General features: G+C 62.6%; 22 protein-coding genes, 1 tRNA gene and 1 pseudogene. 10 read left to right on the top strand and 14 right to left on the bottom strand.

The annotated features are described in order from the left end of the window. Positions 1-30: 30 nt before the first annotated feature. The 4 genes from ACRANW_RS04580 to ACRANW_RS04565 are packed head-to-tail and all read left to right on the top strand — an operon-like array spanning position 31 to position 4,306. Positions 31-1,539 (top strand): flavin-containing monooxygenase, encoded by a 1,509-nt coding sequence (locus tag ACRANW_RS04580; protein WP_479433356.1) that lies wholly within the window; start codon positions 31-33, stop codon positions 1,537-1,539. Positions 1,540-1,599: 60 nt separating this feature from the next. Continuing rightward, complete coding sequence (locus ACRANW_RS04575; protein ID WP_479433355.1) at positions 1,600-2,361, top strand: competence/damage-inducible protein A; 762 nt, start codon at positions 1,600-1,602, stop codon at positions 2,359-2,361. Positions 2,362-2,418: 57 nt separating this feature from the next. Next, entirely contained in the window at positions 2,419-3,399 is a 981-nt protein-coding gene (locus ACRANW_RS04570) for a polysaccharide deacetylase family protein (protein WP_479433354.1), read from the top strand. Positions 3,400-3,418: 19 nt separating this feature from the next. Further along, positions 3,419-4,306 (top strand): GNAT family N-acetyltransferase, encoded by an 888-nt coding sequence (locus ACRANW_RS04565; RefSeq protein ID WP_479433353.1) that lies wholly within the window; start codon positions 3,419-3,421, stop codon positions 4,304-4,306. Here ACRANW_RS04565 and ACRANW_RS04560 read toward each other — a convergent pair. The 8 genes from ACRANW_RS04560 to ACRANW_RS04525 all read right to left on the bottom strand — a co-directional run bounded on the left by ACRANW_RS04560 (position 4,265) and on the right by ACRANW_RS04525 (position 8,855). Next, positions 4,265-4,600, bottom strand: coding sequence for a hypothetical protein (locus tag ACRANW_RS04560; protein ID WP_479433352.1), 336 nt, complete (start codon positions 4,598-4,600; stop codon positions 4,265-4,267). The genes ACRANW_RS04565 and ACRANW_RS04560 overlap by 42 nt on opposite strands. Before the next feature lie 211 nt (positions 4,601-4,811). After that, positions 4,812-5,504, bottom strand: coding sequence for a 50S ribosomal protein L1 (gene rplA, locus ACRANW_RS04555; protein ID WP_479433351.1), 693 nt, complete (start codon positions 5,502-5,504; stop codon positions 4,812-4,814). A 4-nt stretch (positions 5,505-5,508) separates the two neighbouring features. Then, on the bottom strand, positions 5,509-5,940 hold the full coding sequence (gene rplK / locus ACRANW_RS04550) for a 50S ribosomal protein L11 (RefSeq protein ID WP_479433350.1): 432 nt from the start codon (positions 5,938-5,940) through the stop codon (positions 5,509-5,511). A 496-nt stretch (positions 5,941-6,436) separates the two neighbouring features. Next, entirely contained in the window at positions 6,437-6,958 is a 522-nt protein-coding gene (locus ACRANW_RS04545; RefSeq protein WP_479433349.1) for a hypothetical protein, read from the bottom strand. Between the two features lie 387 nt (positions 6,959-7,345). Beyond that, positions 7,346-7,546: a hypothetical protein gene (locus ACRANW_RS04540; RefSeq protein ID WP_479433348.1), complete on the bottom strand. Its 201-nt coding sequence runs from the start codon at positions 7,544-7,546 to the stop codon at positions 7,346-7,348. 137 nt (positions 7,547-7,683) lie between these two features. Then, positions 7,684-8,220, bottom strand: coding sequence for a transcription termination/antitermination protein NusG (nusG, locus tag ACRANW_RS04535; RefSeq protein WP_479433347.1), 537 nt, complete (start codon positions 8,218-8,220; stop codon positions 7,684-7,686). 58 nt (positions 8,221-8,278) lie between these two features. Continuing rightward, complete coding sequence (gene secE, locus ACRANW_RS04530; RefSeq protein WP_479433346.1) at positions 8,279-8,521, bottom strand: preprotein translocase subunit SecE; 243 nt, start codon at positions 8,519-8,521, stop codon at positions 8,279-8,281. Positions 8,522-8,779: 258 nt separating this feature from the next. Next, a tRNA-Trp gene (locus ACRANW_RS04525) sits at positions 8,780-8,855 on the bottom strand. Here ACRANW_RS04525 and aat point away from each other — a divergent pair. Continuing rightward, positions 8,829-9,524 (top strand): annotated as a pseudogene (gene aat, locus ACRANW_RS04520) (leucyl/phenylalanyl-tRNA--protein transferase); the annotation flags it as partial. The gene ACRANW_RS04525 and the pseudogene aat sit on opposite strands and share 27 nt — an antisense overlap. 65 nt (positions 9,525-9,589) lie before the next feature. On the opposite strand, the gene ACRANW_RS04515 reads toward aat, so the two are convergent. The 4 genes from ACRANW_RS04515 to ACRANW_RS04500 form a co-directional block, all read right to left on the bottom strand. Next, positions 9,590-10,198: a DUF2155 domain-containing protein gene (locus ACRANW_RS04515; protein ID WP_479433345.1), complete on the bottom strand. Its 609-nt coding sequence runs from the start codon at positions 10,196-10,198 to the stop codon at positions 9,590-9,592. Between the two features lie 8 nt (positions 10,199-10,206). Next, complete coding sequence (locus ACRANW_RS04510) at positions 10,207-10,638, bottom strand: NADH:ubiquinone oxidoreductase subunit NDUFA12 (protein ID WP_479433344.1); 432 nt, start codon at positions 10,636-10,638, stop codon at positions 10,207-10,209. Positions 10,639-10,721: 83 nt separating this feature from the next. Continuing rightward, positions 10,722-11,228, bottom strand: coding sequence for a DUF192 domain-containing protein (locus ACRANW_RS04505; protein ID WP_479433343.1), 507 nt, complete (start codon positions 11,226-11,228; stop codon positions 10,722-10,724). Further along, positions 11,222-11,899, bottom strand: coding sequence for a regulatory protein RecX (locus ACRANW_RS04500; RefSeq protein ID WP_479433342.1), 678 nt, complete (start codon positions 11,897-11,899; stop codon positions 11,222-11,224). The genes ACRANW_RS04505 and ACRANW_RS04500 overlap by 7 nt, the downstream gene beginning before the upstream one ends. Positions 11,900-12,043: 144 nt before the next feature. Here ACRANW_RS04500 and ACRANW_RS04495 point away from each other — a divergent pair, with 144 nt between their 5' ends. Next, entirely contained in the window at positions 12,044-13,777 is a 1,734-nt protein-coding gene (locus tag ACRANW_RS04495) for a fatty acyl-AMP ligase (protein WP_479433341.1), read from the top strand. A 14-nt stretch (positions 13,778-13,791) separates the two neighbouring features. Here ACRANW_RS04495 and ACRANW_RS04490 read toward each other — a convergent pair whose 3' ends face one another. Continuing rightward, positions 13,792-15,369, bottom strand: a complete 1,578-nt coding sequence (locus ACRANW_RS04490; RefSeq protein WP_479433340.1) for a TIGR00341 family protein — start codon at positions 15,367-15,369, stop codon at positions 13,792-13,794. Between the two features lie 237 nt (positions 15,370-15,606). Between ACRANW_RS04490 and ACRANW_RS04485 the strand changes: the two genes are divergently transcribed. Genes ACRANW_RS04485 through ACRANW_RS04475 form a run of 3 tightly spaced genes read left to right on the top strand, consistent with a single transcriptional unit; the run spans position 15,607 to position 17,948 of the window. After that, positions 15,607-16,818, top strand: a complete 1,212-nt coding sequence (locus tag ACRANW_RS04485; protein WP_479433339.1) for a toxic anion resistance protein — start codon at positions 15,607-15,609, stop codon at positions 16,816-16,818. Continuing rightward, positions 16,815-17,645, top strand: coding sequence for a hypothetical protein (locus tag ACRANW_RS04480; protein ID WP_479433338.1), 831 nt, complete (start codon positions 16,815-16,817; stop codon positions 17,643-17,645). Before ACRANW_RS04485 ends, ACRANW_RS04480 begins: the two co-directional genes overlap by 4 nt. 3 nt (positions 17,646-17,648) lie before the next feature. Continuing rightward, a complete protein-coding gene (locus tag ACRANW_RS04475) occupies positions 17,649-17,948 on the top strand; it encodes a polyhydroxyalkanoic acid system family protein (protein ID WP_479433337.1) in 300 nt (99 codons plus the stop codon). A 21-nt stretch (positions 17,949-17,969) separates the two neighbouring features. Here the strand turns inward: ACRANW_RS04475 and ACRANW_RS04470 are convergent, their stop codons facing one another. Next, complete coding sequence (locus tag ACRANW_RS04470) at positions 17,970-18,698, bottom strand: energy transducer TonB (RefSeq protein WP_479433336.1); 729 nt, start codon at positions 18,696-18,698, stop codon at positions 17,970-17,972. 194 nt (positions 18,699-18,892) lie between these two features. On the opposite strand from ACRANW_RS04470, the gene ACRANW_RS04465 reads away from it, so the two are divergent. Next, entirely contained in the window at positions 18,893-21,994 is a 3,102-nt protein-coding gene (locus tag ACRANW_RS04465; protein WP_479433335.1) for a hybrid sensor histidine kinase/response regulator, read from the top strand. Positions 21,995-22,049 lie beyond the last annotated feature (55 nt).

Genomic DNA, 22,049 nt, shown 5'->3' with positions numbered 1-22,049 from the left:
TACATGAAATAGGGAGAGAGAGGCTCGGTTATGCTCGCAACACCGCCAGATTTCGACGTGCTGATCGTCGGTGCCGGGATTTCCGGGATCGGCATGGCTGCGCATATGGGGATGAAGGCCCCGCACCATTCCTATTGCATCGTTGAACGGCGCGACAACCTTGGCGGGACGTGGGATCTGTTCCGCTACCCCGGCATCCGTTCAGACAGTGACATGCACACGCTGGGTTTCGATTTCGAACCGTGGCGGCATGAGAAAAGCATCGCCGATGCCCCCGCGATCCTCGATTATCTCGACCAGATCGTCGATGAACGCGGCATCCGCCAGCACATCCGCTTTGGCCACAAGGTCATCAGCGCCGATTTTCGCCATGACGAAGCGCGCTGGCACGTCGAGATGGAGAAAGCCGATGGCACGCGCACACGGATGACTGCGAATTTCGTCTATCTGGGCTCAGGCTATTACGATTACGACGAAGCCTATGATCCCGGCTTTGATTTTGGCGCGTTTGAAGGCAGGGTGCTCCACCCGCAGTTCTGGCCTGACGATCTTGACTACAAGGACAAGAATGTCGTGGTCATCGGATCGGGCGCGACAGCCGTGACGATTGTTCCTGCCATGGCGCGCGAAGCGGCCCATGTGACCATGCTTCAGCGCACACCCACATGGATGTTTTCGCGTCCAGCCAAGGATGCGTTTGCGAACGCTCTGCGCAAGTTCCTGCCCGAAAAGCTCGCCTACCGGCTGACGCGGTTCAAGAACATCAAGATGCAGGACTTCTCGTTCAAACTGGCGCGCGACAATCCGCAGAAGGTGAAGGACGCGCTCTACAAGAAGATCGAAGAAGCGCTTGGCCCGGATTACGACAAGGCCAGTTTTACGCCGCCCTACAATCCCTGGGAACAGCGGCTGTGCCTGGTGCCGGATCAGGATCTTTTCACGGCCATGAAGGCAGGCCGCGCCAGCGTCGTCACCGGCCACATCGCCAAGTTCGAGAAAGGCGGCGTGATGCTGGCCGATGGGCAGTCCATACCTGCCGATATCGTCGTGACGGCAACGGGGCTGAAAATGGCGGTCGCTGGCAAGATCGCGATTTCGGTCGATGGAGAGCCGGTCGCCTTCAATGAACGGTTCTATTACAAGGGCTGCATGTTCTCGAACCTGCCCAATCTTGCGGTGGTGTTCGGATACTTGAACGCCAGCTGGACTTTGCGCGCCGACATCAACTCCGATTACGTGTGCCGTGTGCTCGAACAGATGCGCAAGACCGGCAGCACCATCGTCACGCCGGTGCTGACACCCGAAGGCGAGGCCGCGATCACCGAGGATGACGTATTCGATTTCTCGTCCGGCTATATCCAGCGCGGCAAGCATATCATGCCGCGCAACTCGGTCAGCTATCCGTGGCGGTTAAACCAGGAATATGTCGTTGATCGCAAGCGGATGAAGGATGATCCGCTGAATGATGGGATCCTGACGTTTGCGCGGGCACGCGCAAACACGAACGCACCGGGCGAACAGCTCGAAGCCGCAGAATAAGGCCCTCAGGCGGGCGGTAATCTCTTCCGATTGCGCCCGCCTTCGCCTAACCTTTATCCTATGACCTCTCACGAAAAGATCTGGACCGCCGGGCTCATTGTCATCGGCGACGAAATCCTCTCCGGCCGCACGCAGGACAAGAACATCGCGCAGGTCGCCACGTGGTTGCAGGTGCAGGGCATACGTCTGGCCGAAGTGCGGGTGGTGCCCGATGTCGAAGCGCGCATCGTCGAAGCCGTCAACGCGCTTGCCGCCGCCTATGATTACCTGTTCACCACAGGCGGCATCGGGCCGACGCACGACGACATCACTGTCGATGCAATCGCAGCCGCGCTGGGCGTGCCGGTGGTGATCCACCCTGAAGCGCGCGCGCTGCTGGAACGCTATTACGAATCGCGTGGAGGCTTGAACGAAGGGCGCTTGCGGATGGCGCGGGTGCCCGAAGGATCGGAGCTGATCCCCAACCGGATGTCGGGCGCGCCCGGTATCCGGCGCGGCAATCTGTTCCTGATGGCGGGCGTGCCGCATATCACCGCAGGGATGCTCGACGCGCTCACCGGCCAGCTTGAAGGCGGCGCGCCGCTTCTGACCGAGACGCTCGGCTGCTGGGTCGCGGAAAGCGAAGTCGCCGAACTGCTACGCCTGACCGAAGCTGCGCACCCGACCTGCCAGATCGGCTCCTACCCTTTCTTCCGTGAAGGCCGGGTTGGCGCCAATTTCGTGGTGCGATCGGTCAGCGGGGATGATCTCAAACGCTGCTGTGACAGCCTGACCGAAAACCTTAGCGCCAATGGTCAAATCGTGATCGCGGGCGGTATCTGAGACTTTAAGGGCATGATCACGGGGTCTTAACCCTTTGGCAGTATAGCTGCTTGCGCCATGACGCACGTGTTCATCACGATCGACACCGAGTATTCCTCGGGTCTTTACACTGGGCCGGGGGCGGCCGACCGGGCCGATAACTTCGCCCGTTCGATCGCTTGCCTTACGCCTCAGGGGTCAGCAGGCGTCTCGCACAAAATCGACTTGCTGAACCAATATGGGCAAAAAGCGGTGTTCTTTGTGGACCCGATGCCGGCGCTCATCTGGGGCGTTGCAGCGATTGAGGACATCGTCGGCCCCATTATTGCCGCCGGGCAGGATGTGCAGTTGCATTGCCATACCGAATGGTTGGCATTGGCAGGATCTGCCAATCCGCTTGCGTCCAAGGCCACAGGGAAAAATATCGCTGATTTTTCGTTTGAGGATCAGTGCGCGATCCTCGAATTTGCGCGGACCACACTGATGGCAGCAGGCGCGCCGGAGCCCGTTGCCTTTCGCGCTGGCAATTACGGCGCCAATGACGACACGCTGCGCGCGCTGGCAACGATGGGTATTGCCTACGATTCCAGCCACTGCCCTGCGCTTGTCGGGCGAAGCGCGTGCCGCATCGGGCTGGATCACGAGGCTCGCGACCCGGTGGGCCACATGGGCGTGCTTGAGGTTCCCGTTGGCGCAATCGGCACGATTGGCGGCGGACTGCGTCATGCGCAGATCACCGCCCTCACACTCAGCGAGATGCTCGGCGCAATCCGCCATGCGCGCGATGGCGGGCGCGGCAGTTTTACGCTGGTGAGCCATTCCTTCGAACTCATCAATCGCCGCACAATGACAGTAAACCACATCGTACGCAGGCGCTTTGCTGGTCTGGTCCGGAAACTTGCGACAATGCGCGGTGTTACGACCGGCTGCTACATCAAGACGCCGCCTGCCGTGCGTCTGACCGGAACGGGCTTGGAGCCGCTGCCCGCAACCGCGATGCGCACAGGTATGCGTATGGCCGAACAATTGGCTTCCAACGCGCTGTACGGCGCGATCTAGAGCCAGGATGGCGAGCGCCGTGATCGACTTCACCCTCGGCTCGCGCCGCCTGCTGCGCGTACCACGGGCGCTCGCCACGTGGAGTTTCGGCCTGGAAGATGTGTTGGCCGGCGCGCTGCCCCCGGCCCCGCCAAGTGGACGTGACGGGGTGCGCATCCTTTCGGCTCCAACCAGACGAGTGGCCGAATTGGCCGCGCACTACCCGGGCTTCATCGCGGGTGGGCGGCAGGATTACAGCCGTCACTATATCGACATGAGCCTCAGCTTTGACGGGTACATGGCGCAATTTTCGGGCAAGACCCGCTCGACCTTGCGGCGCAAGGCACGAAAGTTGGCAGACGGGGCTGGCGGATACACGGTTACCGAACATCGCACGCCAGCCGAGGTCGAGGACTTCCTTGCGGTAGCGCTGCCGCTGTCGGCGCGTACCTATCAGGCGCGATTGCTGGATGCCGGCCTTCCCGAAGACGCCGCCGCACGCCGCACGATGCTGGAAGCTGCCGAGGCTGACCGGATGCGTGCCTTCCTGCTCCACGCCGGCGGCCATCCGGTGGCTTACCTTTCGCTGCCGGTCAGGGGGCAAACACTGGTCTATGCCCACCTCGGTTATGATCCTGATTGGGCGCGACTCTCGGTCGGCACGGTGCTGCAGATGGACGCATTGGAACGGCTGTTTGCGCAAAGGCGCTACCGCTGGTTCGACTTCACTGAAGGAGATGGCGCGCACAAGGCGATGTTCGGTACGCACGCGGCGGCGTGTACAAGCCTGGTGCTGCTGGAACCGACGCTCGCCAATCGTACCTTGCTGGCCGCGCGTGCCGGGTTTGATGCGGGCGTCACCAGCGCAAGGGGGCTGGCGCAGCGATCAGGGGCGCTGGGCCGGATCCGCACGCTGCTGCGCGCCTGACGCGCCAAGCGTTCGCGCTGCGGCACTGCGGCGGTTGGTTTCCCGCTCACGGATCTGCGCAACCAGTGCAGTCCGGCGTGTCGGCGTGCCGCTGAGTGAGCCGTAACGAACGGCGAGATACAGCCACATGGCGACAGTGACACCCAGCAATCCGCCTGCGGCGAGGCCCAGCCGCAAATCGTAACCCGTCAGCATTGCGAGAGCCGCAAGCGCAACCCCGGCCACAAGCCACTTGGGCGATAGCCACCCGGCTAAGCGTTCGGAAGGAACGGGCATTGCGAAAGCCTTTTTCATGAAATGCGGAGGGCGATGGATGACCGGCGCCGCATTACTGTGAAAGATGGGCGGACGTGGCGAAAACACAAGTGGGCCGAATGACTTATCCCGGGCAAGCAAAAGGGCCGGAAGCGAAACGCTCCCGGCCCTTTCAGAGATTCCGTGCTAGCGCCCCGAGACCCCAAAAGGATCGCAAGGCCAGCTGCCACTGCACCTACTGGCGCAATGATTACGCCCCTTCGACTTCCGAAAGGTCAACCTTGAGGCCCGGGCCCATGCTCGAGGTCATGGTGACCTTGCGCACATACTTGCCCTTGGCGCCCGAAGGCTTGGACTTGACGACCGCTTCGGTCAGCGCCTTGAAGTTTGCCTTCAACGCGTCATCCGAAAAGCTCAGCTTGCCGATGCCCGAATGGATGATGCCCTGCTTTTCCACACGGTATTCCACCTGGCCGCCCTTGGCATCCTTCACCGCCTGCGCGACGTTGGGGGTCACGGTGCCCAGCTTTGGGTTCGGCATCAGACCCTTGGGGCCGAGTGTCTTACCGAGGCGACCGACCACGGCCATCATGTCAGGCGATGCGATCACGCGGTCGTAATCGAGGTTCCCGGCCAGCATGTCTTCCATCAGGTCTTCAGCGCCAACCTTGTCAGCGCCAGCCGCCAACGCCTTTTCAGCGTTGTCACCGCGCGCGAACACGGCAACCTTGACGTCCTTGCCGGTGCCCGAAGGCAGCGACACCATGCCGCGCACCATCTGATCGGCGTGACGCGGATCGACGCCGAGGTTCATGGCCACTTCGACGGTTTCGTCGAACTTGGTCTTGAACTGACGCAGCACGGTGAGCGCTTCGTCCATGGTGTAGAGCTTTTCGCGGTCGAGTTCGGCCAGCGCCTTGGCCTTCTTGGTGATCTTGGTCATGTGCTTAGCCCTCCACCACTTCAAGGCCCATCGAGCGGGCGCTACCTGCGATGATCTTCATCGCCTGATCAATGTCGTTTGCGTTAAGATCGGCCATCTTGGCTTCCGCGATTTCCTTGATCTGCGACTGCTTGATGGTTCCAGCCGAAATCTTGCTGGGCTCCTTGGAACCCGACTTCAGGCCAGCCGCCTTCTTGAGGAAGTAGGACGCGGGCGGGGTCTTGGTGATGAAAGTGAACGAGCGATCGCCATAAACCGTGATCACGGTCGGGATCGGCATGCCCTTTTCCATTTCCTGCGTCGAGGCGTTGAACGCCTTGCAGAATTCCATGATGTTCACGCCGCGCTGACCCAGCGCAGGGCCGATCGGCGGAGATGGGGTGGCAGAGCCCGCGGGCACCTGCAATTTGATGTAGCCTTCAATCTTCTTGGCCATGGGGCCGTACTCCTGTCGCACTGTTGCCCGGCTGTTTCCAGCCAAGGCTCATGTTGAGCGGTCAAACGCCTCTGCTTCGTGCCTGTGCAGAGGCTCCCGCACGGAATCGCACGGCTCGTAAGCCAGCGAGGTGGTGCACATAGCGGTTTTGCGCCGCATTGCAACCCTGCGCGGCCCGCCGCACCCCTGTTTCAACGCCCCCCGTGTTCAGGCACGCGGCTGTTGGAGACACATGAGACACTGTCCAGAAGCAGAAAAACTCTTGCCCGATCAAGCGGCTCCATCGGCACGGATGATGCGCGGCAAAACGGGCGATTGCGACAGGCCACGCGCCGCGCTCTGGCCGCTGCGCCTCGCGTAGGAAAGCCCGGTTTCGATCAGGCAATGTCCGCGCAAGGCATGGCAACGGGCCACCCATCAGCAGCCATCCGCCTTTGGCACTTAAAGATAAACCGGCCAGCCTTTGTGCATCGTCGCTGACTGGCCGGTTTACTCATCACATCGTGACGCTGCGCTCACGAGAAGAGTTGTGGCCGCCATTACGGTAGAGAACTTCCCGGACACTTTCCTGATCCGTGCCTGTATCTTCTATCGTCACGATGACGCCGCCGTGCTTGATCCGGTCATTGTAATAGCCTGCATCTTCCTCGGATACGCCGTGTTTGGTCAAAGTTTCGTTCAGCGTGCCGCCGATCGCGCCGACCACCGCTCCAATTCCGACTGCCTCAGGAATAACACCAGCTGCGATCACGCCCGCCGCTGCAAGTGGACCTACGCCGGGAATAGCAAGCGCTGCCACGCCAAGTCCGGCTCCCAGCGCGCCGCCACCAAGGATGCCGCGAAGAACGTTTGTATGGTCTTCGTCGGTCACGTCCCCGTCTCCCGACCGCGCCGTGGTTGTGCCTTTGTGATGGGCAATGACCGACATATCGGTGTCGGCAAGGCCAAGTGTCCGAAGATCGTTGACGGCCCGTTCTGCTTCTGCATGATTATCAAATATCGCTGAAACCTTAGTCATTTTATGTCTCCGTCCGGGTCATGGCCCTGGTACAAATCAACCTGACTTGCGCCTTACGTATTCGCGACCCTTGTGGTGACACGCACTGACATGGATGACCGGCGAAGTTGCCTGACTGATATTTCACTCCCTCTGCCTCTTTTGGCGAGTTGCACACCCAATAGCGGCGCACATCGGCGACGCGATCTGCCCTCACTACCGAAGGCATGCCGGGCCTGGTCCATGCCCTCCAAAATCAGCACCACCACTCCGCCGCGGTACGTTTGCAAAAGGAATGCGTGAGGTTTGCAGGTAGGCGAACGTGCTCTTTGCCCCCGTTCAAGTCGCATGGAGCCCCGAGGCGAACTCTTAAAAAAAGACACACGATCCCGCTGACGCAGCACAGACTTATGGCATGCGACTGATGGCGCCATCTTGCAAAGCACACGGGGGCCTGAGTCCCTTGGTCCGGCTGGTGAGGTGGAACGCGCCGCACAATGCGCATTTGTAGGCGCGCAAAGTCACAGTTGCGCGCAGGGCCACTGCGTCTGCCTCCTCGCGGGTGGCATAGCGGCGCTTGCGCTGGCAGATGCCGGGGCGGGTTTTCATAAGCCGCCTTCACAGCCTCGATATGCGCGCTGAAACGGCCTCGTCAGAGGCCGCAAGCGCGACCGCGCGCGCGCAGGTGCCCGCGCAAAGTGCGGAACAGCGCCGAGGACGCAGCCCCAGAAGGGGCTGCGCAACCATTACTTCGCCAGTTCGACGTGCTCGAAATCGAGCTCCACCGGCGTGGCGCGGCCGAAGATGGACACGCTGACCTTGACCTTCGACTTGTCGAAATCGAGCTCTTCCACGATCCCGTTGAAGCTGGCGAACGGCCCGTCCAGCACCTTGACCGAATCGCCGATTTCGTAATCGACGGTGATCTCGCGCTTGGGCGCAGCCTGCGCATCGGCCACCCCGCCGAAATAGCGCGAGGCTTCGCGTTCGGAGATTGGCTGCGGCTTGTTCATGGAGCCAAGGAAGCCTGTCACCTTCGGCGTGTTCTTCACGAGGTGATAGACATCATCGGTCAGGTTGAGCTTCGCCAGCACGTAGCCGGGCATGAACTTGCGTTCGACCTGGACCTTCTTGCCACGCTTCACTTCAGTGATGGTCTCGGTTGGCACCTGCACCTCTTCCACGCCTTCCGACAGGCCGAGACGTTCGGCTTCGGAAATGATCGCGTCGCGCACCTTGTTCTCGAAACCGGAGTAAGCGTGGATGATGTACCAGCGAGCCATGAAGAGTCCTTGGAAAATGAATGATCTGACGGGCAGAAAAAGGGGAGCGCCGCGCGCCTTATTGCAGCAGGCCGATCAGCCCGCGCACCACGGCGCCAAAGGCGCTGTCGATGGCCAGGAAGAACAGCGAAAGGATGATCATGAAGATGAACACGAAAATCGCCGTACGCACGGTTTCATCACGTGTCGGCCAGACGATCTTGTTCGTCTCGGCCTTCACCTGATTGAAGAACTCGGCGGGCGAGGTCTTGCGCTTCTTTTCTTCAACCTTGCCGAGTTCGGCGTTCTTCTGATCAGCCATGATAGCTGCGTCCCTTCGCGTAATACCTGCACGTCCTATCCGATGTGGTTTTCAGGTAGGGGGCCGCGCCGCCCGGGACAAGGTCGCCGGAGGGGCTGGATGATCCACCGATGTCGGATAAGACGCCACGGCTCTTACGCCCGCGCCAGCCCAAATGCAACAATGCATAGGCGCAGATGTGATGGGCGCTGAAGACCCCGGCACGAAGCGAATGGAACGGTGGACCGACGGAGCGAAACAGCTACCGCGTCGCAAGAATGGCAGGGGTGTGCGGACTCGAACCGCAGGCCCTCGGTTTTGGAGACCGATGCTCTACCAACTGAGCTACACCCCTGCAGCGCGTCGGAGGCGTGCCTTTATCGAAGGCGGGGGGGATAGGCAATCCTCTTTGCGGTCTGTATTGTGCAGCGCACCTATGCACGCGCCTCAACGCCCTCCCATCCCCGTCGAGACCCTCCTGCTGGCCTATCGCAGCGGGATCTTTCCGATGGCGGACAAGCGCGAAGATACCGAAGTGTTCTGGGTTGAGCCGCGCGACCGGGCGATCATCCCGCTGGGCGGTCTGCGCATCTCCAAGAGCCTGCGCAAGACCTTGCGGGCTGATCGGTTCGCCGTGACGGTCGATCGTGCCTTTGAACAGGTGATTCGCGCCTGTGCGCAGCCGCGTGCCGATCATCCCGAAACCTGGATCAGCGATCGAATCGTGCAATCCTATGTCGGCCTGCACCGCGCAGGCCACGCCCACTCGGTCGAATGCTGGCTGCCAGGAGACGATGGCGCGCCGCGGCTGGTGGGCGGGCTTTATGGGGTTTCCTTCGACCGGGTGTTCTGCGGGGAAAGCATGTTCAGCCGGGAAACCGATGCCAGCAAGGTCGCGCTGACCTGGCTGGTGGCGCTGATGCGGCGCGCCGGTTTTATGCTGCTCGATTGTCAGTTCATGACTGAACATCTGCGCAGCATGGGGGCGACCGAATTGGCGCAGGCCGATTACCGCCGGCTGGTGGAACGCGCGCATGGCCTGCCGCGTGACAGCCTTGGCACTGCCTGGCGCCAGTTTGAATCGGGAACCTATGCGCCGGGCGCAGGATCGGCCGCGCCGGCCGGTTCAGGCACCGCCGTCGGCGTTGCCGCAGGTCGCGCTGCAGGCTTGTCCGGAGCAGCAGGCGCCGCCGCTGCCGAGCCTTCTTCGCCCGGAAAGCGCATTGTGCAGTCCTTGACCCAGACATCGTAAATCGGATGCTCGACCACGTTGAGGCTGGGTGATTCGACGAACATCCAGCCTGAGAAAACGCGCCTGTGCTGCGCGTCGCCCCGGCCTTGAATATCAACCTGCACAAAGGCACCGGTTTGCTGTGGCATCTCCCACGGCGCCGTGCGCTCGCACGCGGAAACGCGGACGATCACCGGCCCGATCTCGCGGCTTTCCCCCGGTTTGAGTTCAATCTCTTCAGCCACATTGTTGCGCTTGTTGAGCAGCCCCAGCACCGCAACCCGCTCGTCCATGGGGGTCGCGCCGTAATCATTGACCGGCGGAGCGTTGGCGGCCGTCGTGGCGGTGGCCACAGGAGTCGCGTCCGTAATCGGAACTTCGACGGCTTCGCCGCGGGGCGCGGAAGCATCGCACGCGGCAAGCAGCAACGCGCCCACCATCAAAAAAGCCGGGATGAAAGGCCGCACTGCGCGCCTCAGCTGTCTTCGCTGCCGGGCGTCCAGGCTTCGTAATCGCCCACCGCGCGGGCGCGCTGGCCACCGCGCTCCAAGGCACCTTGCGGACGGTAGGCCTGCACGGTGCCCGTGGCGTTGGGCACGTAGTCCGTCTCCCAGATCCGCGGCGGCGGCAGATGACTTTCGGGCACTTCGTCATAGGTTCCGTGGAGCCAGCCGTGCCATTCGCTAGGCACGCGGCTCGCATCATTGGCGCCGTTATACATGACCCAGCGCTTTTCGCGGCTGGTGTATGATCCGGTGTTGAGCGCGGCAGCCTTGGGCTTGGCCCGGTAATAGGCGTTGCCGGCACCGTCTGTGCCGACATGTTCGCCGCCCGCACGGCGGGCCCAGAGCTGCGTGCCAAGTGTGGCACCGTCCCACCATGTGAAGATTTTTGCGAGGATACCCATGATCTGCGCGCCTAGCGGAATTGGCACAGAGCGCCAAGGGGGCAGAATCTGCGCCCGCGTTTCTGCCCCAGCGGACGCCTCAACTACCAGCTGACCTTGTCCCCCGGCACAATCCCCAACTCGGCAGCTCGGCCTGCGCGCAGCTCCAGCACGGCGCTGGCAGGCCCTTTCGATGACACCGAATCGAGCGAATAAGGCACAGTGTTCGCCGCGATATTGGCAATCCGCCCGTCCGGGCCAACAAAGATGATGTCGAGCGACAGCGGCGTATTCTTCATCCAGAAGCTGCGCACCTCTGGCACCGGCGAGGGAAAGATCATGCCCTCGTTATCGCCAAGCTGTGTGCGGAACATCAGGCCCCTGGCCTGCGCTTCGGGGCTGGCAGCGAGTTCGACTTTGAACGGGATGCGCTTGGCTCCGCTTTCGACCACCAGATCGATCACGTCGAGGCCCGAGACCGGATGGCGCGCAGCCGTGTTCGCTTGCGCCACGGCAGGAACCTGCGCCCGCGCGGTTGCGCCCTCACCCGGCGAACAGGCGGCCAGGGGCCCCAGCATCAGCGCCGCGCTTGCCAGCATATGCCTTACCATTGGTCCTCGATCCCTTCCTCGTCGCCGGAGGCTTCAAACGCTTCGTCGACCCATTCGTCCACATCCTCCGGCCGCTGCGCCGCGAGGATGAACCGTGCATGGTCGTACTGGTGGCCTGCGCGCAGCATTGCTGCAACGGCTTTTTCGCGCGCTTTGCGCGTCGCGATCGGATCACCAGCGTTTAAACCCTCCCCGCCATAAGGGCCGAGCCTGCGTTTCCGCGCCATCAAGGCCGCGGCTTGCCGGCTTGCCGCTTCGCCGGGCGAATGGGCCTGGCGCAGACCTTCGGCCACGCCTGCATGGCGCAGGGTCTCCTCGACCCGCCTTGCTCCATAGCCACGTGCGCCAAGATCGCGCGCGCGCGCCCGGGCATAGGCATCATCATCGACATAGCCGAGCTCCACCAGCCGGGCGACCAGCGCGGGAAGATCAATCTGCACGGTGCGCCCGTCGGCGTCTTGCGCCAACCCGCGTTCGCGGATCTTGCGAACCAAGTAAGCTTCGAGCCGCGCCCCTGTCGTAGCAAAACGGGCGGCATAATGCAGCGCCAGATCACGCAAACTGGCCTCACCCAGCGGGGGTTTCACCCGCTTCGCACCCCGGCGCTTGCGCTCCGAATCCTCCCCGATCTCACGACCGGACGATGACGAATTCGCTTTACGTGAAACCATTTCGCCTTATTCGTGCCACTTTCCTTACCATATGCAAACTATTGGACGCCGCCGGGTTATGCCTGGCGACACGGGGTTATGCCAGAGCGCGAACGGGACCAACACCATCAATCGCGCCGCAACTTACGGGTATCGCTGAAAATTATGACCGACGCCGCTTTGAAGCCGACGCCGAATGATTGTGACCTGCCACGAATCCGTGCGCAGTTTGCGACCTTCAATGACGCTATCGACTATGCTGCGCAGAGCCTGAAAGGCCTTAACTTCCACGATATGCGTGGGGAACTCGCGCGGGTCTATCCCTTTTCGCAGCTGCGCGATGATGCGCAGGTCATGGCACGGCGCCTGATCGCGGCCGGCATCGGCCGGGAAGATCGCGTCGCCTTGATCGCAGAAACCGGCGCCGATTTCGCCGCCCTGTTTTGCGCCTGCGTTTATGCCGGGGCCTGGCCGGTGCCACTACCGCTGCCGACCACCTTTGGCGGCAAGGACAATTTTATCGACCAATTGGCGGTGCAGCTGCAAAGCGCGGACCCCAAGCTGCTACTGTTTCCCGAGGAAATCGCCGATATGGCCAGCGCAGCCGCCGCGCGGCAGGGGTGCGAAGCACAAAGCTGGCAGGATTTCGGCCAGCGCCCCGCGCCTGAATGCGATCTTCCCGCCGCCAGCCCGGATGATATCTGTTATCTGCAATATTCCTCCGGCTCGACACGCTTTCCCACCGGGGTCGCCGTCACCCACAAAGCGCTGCTGCACAATCTGTACGGCCATTCCACCACGATGGAGCTGGGCGAAAATGATCGCTGCGTCAGCTGGCTGCCGTGGTATCATGACATGGGCTTGGTTGGCTGCTTGCTGTCGTTGATCGCCAATCAGGTGTCGGGCGATTATCTGAAGCCCGATGCCTTTGCGCGCCGCCCGCTCGCATGGCTTGACATGATCAGCCGCAATCCGGGCAATACCCTCTCTTATTCGCCCACCTTCGGTTACGACATCTGTGCACGCCGCATTTCCAGCCAGAGCAGCGTTGCAGACCGGTTTGACCTGTCGCGCTGGCGGATCGCGGGCAATGGCGCGGATATGATCCGGCCCGATGTGATGCAGAACTTCGTCAACGCCTTTGCGCCCGCCGGGTTCAAGGCGGCGTCCTTTACCCCATCCTATGGCCTGGCCGAGGCCGTGCTGGCGGTGACGGTGATGCCGCCGGGCGAAGGGATCCGCGTGGAACTGGTCGAGGAGGAGCGCCTGTCAGGCGCCCCGCGCGATCTGTCACGCCCCGCGCGCTATCGCGCCATCGTGAATTGCGGCAAGGCCCTTCCCGACATGGAAGTGGCGATCAAGGGCGAGGATGGCGCGCACAAGGCCGACCATCAGATCGGCAAGGTATGGTGCCGCGGGCCGAGCGTCATGCACTCCTATTTCCGCAACGCGGATGCCACTGCCGATAGCTTGGTCGACGGCTGGCTCGACACAGGCGACATGGGCTACACCGCCAAAGGCTATCTATTCATCGTTGGCCGGGCGAAGGACATGATCATCATCAACGGCAAAAACCACTGGCCGCAGGATATTGAATGGGCGGTGGAACAGCTGCCTGGCTTCAACCACGGCGATATTGCGGCCTTTGCGATCGAAAAGGAAAATGGCGAAGAAGCGCCCGCCGTGCTGGTGCATTGCAAGGTCAGTGATCCGGAAGAACGCGTGCGGCTGCGCGATCAAATCGCCGACAAGGTGCGATCCGTCACCGGCATGAGCTGCATCGTCGAACTGGTGCCGCCGCGCACGCTGCCGCGCACGTCCTCGGGCAAGCTCAGCCGCGCCAAGGCCAAGACGCTGTATCTGGCGGGTGAGATCGTGCCGATCGATCTGGCGGCCTGAACGACTGGCCTAAGCTACTGGCGTTCCGCCGCCCATTCCGGGCGCAGCAGACCCGGCGCGCTGCGTACCCCAACGCTAAGCCCCTGACCACGCAGCGCTTCTGCCGCGACGGCGGCCTGGGCTGCAGGGCCGACCAGCACGACGCTGCGATCAAGCCGCTTCGCCGCCCATTCTGTCACACTGAGCGCCGCTTCTCCGGCATCGGTTATCTGATCCCCTTCGAAGGGGATTGCCGATGGCAGAGCCGCGGTTGGCGGAATGAGTTCAACCGTCCAATCCGGTTCGCCCACCGCAATCCGCGCTTCAAGCGCACGGTAAGTGGCCAGACTGGCGCCGTCCAATCGCTTGGCCCGCACCAGCGCGCGGCGGCGGCTGGTATCGAGCAGCACTTCACTGGTCGGCACGCCCGCTGCCAGCGCCAATCGCACGGCCAGGGATTCCGCCCGCGCCGATGACTCCCGCTCATCGCGCGCCCGCGCCGACGACAGCTGCGCCCGTTCCGCCGCTGATTCATTGGTGCCGACTTCGTATTGAACCAGATCGAGTTTGATCGGCTCGCCCAAGCGCTCGGTCAAACTGCGTTCAATCGCGCTCTCGATGCCGGGTTGCAGGCGGGGCGTCAGGACCACGGCATGAATGATGACGGGTGATGCATCGAATTCCATTTCGAGGGTATCCACCTGCGTGCGTCCCTCGAATTGCTCGCTAATTTCGCTGCGGACGATACGCTGTGAATTGGTTTCCCACGCGATCCGGTTCAGGGAAAAGCCCAAGGGCACAGCCAGCGCACCAAACACCACCAACAAAGCAATATTCTGAAACATGGTGTTGCGGGCGCTGAGCGAATTGCGAAAGCCATAGAGTTTAGCCATCCCGAAGGCGGTCAGCGCGATGGTGATGAAGTTGGTGACGAACAACAGCAGCGCGCCCGAAAACACCGTCCAGTTCCACGTTGCAAAGCCAAAGCCCACCACCGCCAGTGGTGGCATCAAGGCGGTGGCAATCGCCACGCCGACAATCGCGCCTTCGCGCCCGCGGATCATGGCATAAGCGCCTGCCAGTGCGGAAAACAGCGCCACAAACAGGTCAAACAGATTGGGCCGGGTGCGCCCGGCAATTTCCTCTGTGATGGTCTGGATCGGCGAAAGGAAGACCAGCAACGCGCATAGCAGGACCGCCAGGACGCTTCCGATCGCCAGAGTCAGCACGGAACGCTTGAGCCAATCCCAATCGCCAATGGCCAGCGCAAATCCGAGCCCCATGATCGGCCCCATCAGCGGCGACAAAAGCATCGCCCCGATCACCACCGCAGGCGATGATAGCAGCAGGCCCAGGATTGCGATCCCGCCGCTCATCGCCGTCATAAACAGGTAATGTTCCGACATTTTGCCATCATCGCGTCGGCGCTCAATCACTTCAGACTGATCGACTTGCCCGATGACATGAACAGTCCACCATTCGCGAACATTGCCGAATATCGTGCCCAAGGTGGCGGCAGCCGGTATGGGCGTGGGCGCAGGCGTCCTTTCAATGCCCGCTTCGGCCGCAATGGCGGCCTCGGGCGATGCGCTCGGTCCAGCGGTTTCGTTCATCAGTAAGCCCTTGGCCAAGTGTCGAGCCTTGGGCGATAGCGTGCCGCAGGCCCAATTGCCAAGCCATCACGAACGCGCCGTGACCGTCGAGGGCGATGGACGCGGGCCGCCAATCTGGCTTACCATGGGACACTGGTATGCAAGGGCGCGCTTGAAAGGCGTGTTTTAGATCACTAATACAGTAGGCAGTGTCGCCGTCCGAGGGCGCGGCTGGTTTGAGGGAGCACGAGACAAGGCATGAGCACCGAAACGCAAACGGCGACCGCAACCCCGTTCTCGCTTACACCGCCCGATCCGGTGCCGCAGGTCATGCCCGAACAGGCAGCAGGTCTGGTGCCTGTCACCACGGAACAAAAGTCAAAGCTCGACACCAAGGTCGACGCCTTCGTCAATGATCTGGTGACGATTGATGCCAATTCGCCCGCCTTCGGTGAAAAGGTCGACCAGATCACCCGCATGGGGCAGGAACAGGTGCGCGCGGCCGCCGCAATGTCGAACCGCTTCCTCGATCGCCCGGTGCGCTCGATGGATGGCGATGGCAGCGTCGGCAAGGATCTGGCCGAACTGCGCCGCACGGTCGAGGATCTCGATCCGGGTCGTCAGGGCAAATTGTCGGGCCCGCGCAAGATTCTCGGGATCATTCCGTTCGGCAACAAGATCAAGAATTACTTCGACAGCTACACGTCCGCGCAAGGGCACATCGCTTCGATCCTCACCAGGCTGGAAAGCGGCAAGAAGGAGCTGCATCTCGATAATGCCGCGATCGATACCGAACGGCAGAAGCTGTGGGCCGCGATGGGCGAATTGGAACAGATGATCCATATCGCCAAGACGCTGGATGCGCGGCTGGAAGCCAAGGCGCTGGAACTCGACAGCTCGGACCCCGCCAAGGCCAAGGCGCTGCGGGAAAGCGCGCTGTTCTATGTCCGCCAGCGCACGCAGGACTTGCTGACGCAGATGGCGGTGAGCGTGCAGGGCTACCTCGCGCTCGATCTGGTCAAGAAAAACAATGTCGAACTGGTCAAGGGCGTTGATCGCGCTTCGACCACCACCGTGGGCGCGCTGCGCACCGCGGTGACGGTGGCGCAGGCGATGACCAACCAGCGCCTGGTGCTGGGCCAGATCACCGCGCTCAACAAGACCACCAGCGACATCATTGATTCGACCAGCACGCTGCTGCGCGAACAGACCGCACAGATTCACGAACAGGCCGCCTCCGCCACGATCCCGCTGGAAACGCTGCAGCGCGCTTTTCAGAACATCTATGACACGATGGACGAGGTCGACAGTTTCAAGATCCGCGCGCTGGATTCGATGAAGCAGACTGTGACGACGCTGTCCGCCGAGGTCGAAAAGTCCAAGGGCTACATCGCGCGCGCCGAAGGACAGGCGCAGGCGCAGGCCAAGGTTGCCTCGCAAACACCGTCGCTGCTCGCACTGGATAAATGATGCCTGACAGCACCCGCGATTCCGACCGCATAATGCGCGAGGCGAAAACCAGCCTCGTCGTACAGCGCGATGGCGGGACGCACCGCCCTGCGCCGCGCGGCCAGAGCATCGGCAAGGGTTCGGCCGAAGTAAAGATGAAGAGCCTTCTCAAGCGGGTTCGCAACATCGCCATTGCCGTCGTCACGATCTGGCTGGGTGCGGGGATTGCCGGAGCTTTCGTCAACGGGATTGGCTTTTGGGGTGTGATGGCCGTGGTCATTGCCACGGCCGTGGCTATCGCGGTGTTTTCAAGCTTCCCCAAAGTAAAGGTGCCAAAGCGCGCCGAGTTGAAGCTTGGCAACCCCCAGCAGATGGTCGCGCGCACCGAATTGTGGCTGGAAGCGCAGCGCCCCGCCCTGCCGCCGCCGGCGCAGGCCATTGTCGACCAGTTAGGCGTGCAGCTCGATGCGCTGGGCCTGCAGCTCAAAGGCCTGGGCGACAACGAGCCAGCGATGGCCGAAGTGCGCGAGCTCGTGGGCGAGTATATCCCCGAAACGATCGATAATTACCGCAAGATCCCCGCCCATCTGCGCAGCGAACAGCACGCGGGCAAGACCGCCGATGACCGCCTGACGGAAAGCCTGACCAAGCTGTCGGGCGAGGTTGACCGCGTCACCCGGCGGCTGGCCGAAGGCGCACTCGATGATCTCGCAATCAAGAGCCGCTATCTCGAATACCGCTATGGCGGGGCAGCGGCGCTGGAAGATCTTACCGGCGGCACCGGGATGCCGGATACCGGCGTGCCGCTGCCCGATTTCTCCACTGTCCCCACAAAGCAGGAACGCTAAGCCATGCGTGTGACCCTTCCCCACGACCTCACCAAGGACGAGGTGCGTCGCCGGATGCGCGCTCATGCGGACGAAATCGCAGATTTCTTCCCCGCAGGCCTCGCCAGTGTGACAACCGGATGGCCGGATGAAGACCACATGACCATCACTGCGGCGGTTCTGGGTACGAACATTCCGGGCGGCGTCGAAATTCGCGACAATGATGTCGTGATTGAGATGGACCTGCCGCTGCTGTTGGGTGTGATGAGAGGCCCGTTGGAAGCAGCGGTCAAGAAAGAAGGCGGGCGGCTGCTCGCGCCCTGACCGCGCACATCCGCTTCCGCATCAGAACCACTGTTGGCGCCAGTAGAACGGCGCAGGTACAGGATTGCCGTTCGGATCGACCGCCGGCCGGAAACCAAGGCGGGATTCGACCAGCTGGCACGTGATCCGATCGGCCTCGGGGTCGGGACTCGGGCGAAAGACCACGCAATCACGCGCGCGCCCATCGGTGCCGACCGTGACCTTCACAATGACCTGCGTACCGCGCCGCGCCGCACGCCCGCCTTCAGGGACCGGATAGTCGCGGGCGTTATCGATACCGCCGCTGATGTGGATCGGCCTGGACACGGCCACGCCGCCCTGCCCCACGCCGCGATTTCCGCTGCCTGTGCCCTGCCCGCTTCCAGCCGCCCCGGTCCCATCGCCGGTGGCAGATGCACCCGATTCGCTGGCTATTCCCGTGGACGCGGCACGGGGGAGCGGCCTGTCCTGCTTCAACGGCACCCGCGGGGGAGGGCTTGTAACGGGCTGTGCCACAGCGACTCGCCCGGGATCGCCTTGCGCGCCTTCATCGGGTTCGGACTGATTTTCCGGCGGCGGAGGGGGAGCGGGAGGCTGCGCTATGGTGACAGTAAAGGCCGCCATCACCTCGCGCTCCACCGAGGCCGTTAGTGCCGGCGCAAGCGCCAAGGCGAGCCCGTAAAGCGCAGCCAGATGGAACAGCACGATCCCAGTGATCAGCGGCCATTTGAACTTCCGCGGTCGCGTTTGGAAGCTGCGGTTGATCGACATGGGCTCAGGCCTGCTGTTACTTTGGGTCCATTGCGGATGCGGTTGTCTCCGCAGGTCGCGTTGGCCTCTTATACCAGCCATGTAGCTATTGGCGATGGACCGCACTGATCGACCGCGCATTGGATCATGACCCGCACGGAGGCAACCGGCCACCGGACGCAGATACCGACTTCGCCTGTGAAAGCGCGGTCCCTTTGGGCGCGCCTGACGTTTCACGTCCTCTGACCGGCGCAGGCGCGGATGGCACGGACGGGCGTCTTGGCGCTGCCAACCGCCTTGCCACTGCTCCAGCTGACAGCGCTGGCAAGCCTCCCGACCGGACGTTACCGCTGCGCTGGCTCGGCCTGGACCGGATCGCCGCCGGACAGGTCGACGGAAAAAGCCTGCTTGTCGCACTGTGTGGCGGCGCGATTTATTTTGCGGTCGCGCTTCTCAGCCTTGGGTTGGCGAATGCTGGAGAAAGCGTCAGTCAGATTTGGCTGGCGAACGCCTGCGCGGCCGCTTTTCTGCTCCGGATCAGACTGCGCAGCGAACTGCCTGTCCTGTTTGCTTGCTTTGCCGGCAGCCTTGCCAGCAACATCGTGCAGCAGATGCCCGGATCCATCGCAGTGCTTTTCTCGCTGGCCAACGTCGCAGAAATCGCCGCCGTGCTGGTGATCGCGCGCGGCGCGGCGCAGGTGCAGCCGGACATCACCCGGCTTGCGGATCTGGCGCGTTTCGTCTGGGCGGGCGGTCTTGTCGGCCCGCTCATCTCGGCCGTCATTGTCGCCCCGGCAATGGGAGACACTCTTGAACAGGGGCGCGCCGGGGCCGTCACCTGGTTTCTGACCGATAGCATGGCGATGGTGCTGGTCGTGCCGACCATCCTGCTGCTGGCAGACCGGATGCGCAGCCCCTCCGCGCAGACTTTGGCCCGGCCCCTTGAAAAGGCAGCCCTGCTGAGCGGCGGGATGGCCTGCGCGTTCCTGGTGTTCAACCAAACGCATTATCCGCTGATGTTCCTGATCCAGCCGATCACCTTGCTGCATGCCTTCCGGCTCGGCAGTCTTGGAACGGCGCTCAATGTCGGCGGCGTAGCGGTGGTCGCCGCTGTGATGACTTGGGCTGGCATCGGGCCGATCGCAGGGACGAGCGGCGCAGGGATCGCCCAGCTCCATCTTTTGCAAGCTTTCATCGCCGCCAATTTTCTCACCGGACTTCCCGTAGCCGCGATGCTCGCCGGTCGGGATCGCATGATGACGCGTCTCGAAATCGGGAAGCGCGAGGTTGATCTGCTGGCCGATAACATCAGCGATGCGATCCTGCGCTTCGACCTCGCCGGAGTGTGCACCTATGCCTCACCATCGGTGCGCGATGTCATGGCGGTGTCCCCCGACATCATGCTGGGCCAGCACATTACGACGCGGCTCCATCCCGATGCGCATGACCGGGCGCTGGAAGCGCTGCATCGGCTGCTGAGCGGCGCCAGCGAGCACGAACGGGTAACCTATCGCCGCTTTGCCGACCATGTTGATGGCTCGCCCGTCTTTCTCGAGGCCGATTGCGCACTCGTCCGCAACCCCGAAACCAGCGTGCCCGAAGGCGTGGTGGTGGCCGCGCGCGACGTGACCGAACGGGTCGAACTTGAGCTGCTGTTGACCCGCGCCCGCCGCCATGCCGAAAATGCCGCGCGCGCCAAATCGGACTTTCTCGCCAATATGAGCCACGAGATCCGCACCCCGATGAACGGCGTGTTGGGCTTTGCCGAATTGATGCTGCAGGGTGATCTGACCGATGATCAGCGCCGCTTTGCCGAATTGATCGTCCAATCGGGCCGTTCGATGATGATGCTGCTGAACGACGTGCTTGATCTTTCCAAGATCGAAAGCGGGCAGTTCACGATCGACCGTGCACCGGTCGACCTTCATGCCAGCCTTGCCGAATGTGCCGCGCTGCATCGCCCCGCGGCCGAGCGCAAGGGCTTGCAACTGGAACTGGCCTGTGCGGAGGTTGGACCTGATGGCCGCAAGGACGAGCCCCTATCGTCATGGCTTATGACAGACGGGCTGCGGCTGCGGCAGATCCTGCTCAATCTCATCGGCAATGCGGTCAAATTCACGGAAGTTGGCAGCGTTCGCGTAAGTTACCGCGTCAGCAACCAGGATGTTCGGATCACCATTGCCGACAGCGGGATCGGAATTAGCCCACGCCAGCTCGAAACGATCTTCAACGCCTTCACTCAAGGTGACGCGGAAACGGCGCGGCGGTTCGGCGGAACAGGACTCGGCCTGTCGATCAGCCGCCAACTCGCCGCACTTCTTGGCGGACATATCGAGGTGGAAAGCACGCCGGGCGAGGGATCGCGCTTTACCCTGGTGCTTCCTGCGGTGCTCGCCGCGCCGATACAGGATCCGCCAGTGCAAGATACGCCAGTGCAAGATACGCCAGTGCCTGATGCCATGCTATCGGGCGCGCCGATACGATCCGCGCCATTGCCTGCATCTCTGGCACCCTCACGGATCCTGCTGGTTGAGGATCACGACATCAACCGGCTGTTGGTGACCGAGATGCTCGAACGCTGCGGTCAGGCAGTCGAAGTGGCGCATGACGGGGCAGAAGGGATCGCGATGGTGATCGATTCGATCATGCGCGGCCGTCCCTATGATCTGGTGCTGATGGATATCCAGATGCCCGAATGTGATGGCCTTGTCGCCACGCAGGCGATCCGGGCCGAGGGGATCGGACCGGGGCTGCTGCCGGTGATCGCGCTCACAGCCAATGCCTTTCCCGAAGATATCGCCGCCGCACGCGCCGCAGGGATGCAGGCGCATCTGGCCAAGCCGGTGGTTTTCGCCGAACTTGCCCGCGCCTTGCAGCGCTGGCTGCCGACCCGCATTGTCGAGGAGGCACATCCTGCAGCATCGCCATCTGATCCGGGCGCCCCATCCGTTGCACACGCCGCCGCCAGAGCCTCGGCGCTCGCCCGATCGCCGCAGCTTGTGGCCCGTTGGCAGGAACGGCGGCGTGAGGCTGTCAACGCGGTGCAGGCGGCCTTGGATGGTGGCTGGCTGGCCGGCGATGACCGCAGATCTCAGGATCAACGCGGCAATCTTGCGCACCTGCTGCACAAGCTGGCCGGCACAGCGGCGATGTTTGCAGAACCTGCACTGGGAGAGGCCGCCGCACAGCTTGAGCGCGCCATCAAGGTCAGCGCGCCCGGCGAAACCCTGATTGCAGGGGCCCGTGAGCTGTTGGAGCTTGCCGATGAATACGCGTCTGCTGCGGCAGCTCTGCGGCCAGACAACGTGCCGCGCTGAGGCTCTGAGTGCATCGTAACGCAAAAGGGCGACCCATTGCTGGGCCGCCCTTTCG

This window comes from Erythrobacter sp. 'gip.4 top 5' (genome assembly GCF_056495765.1).
This window is presented reverse-complemented; position numbering and strand designations above follow the sequence as displayed.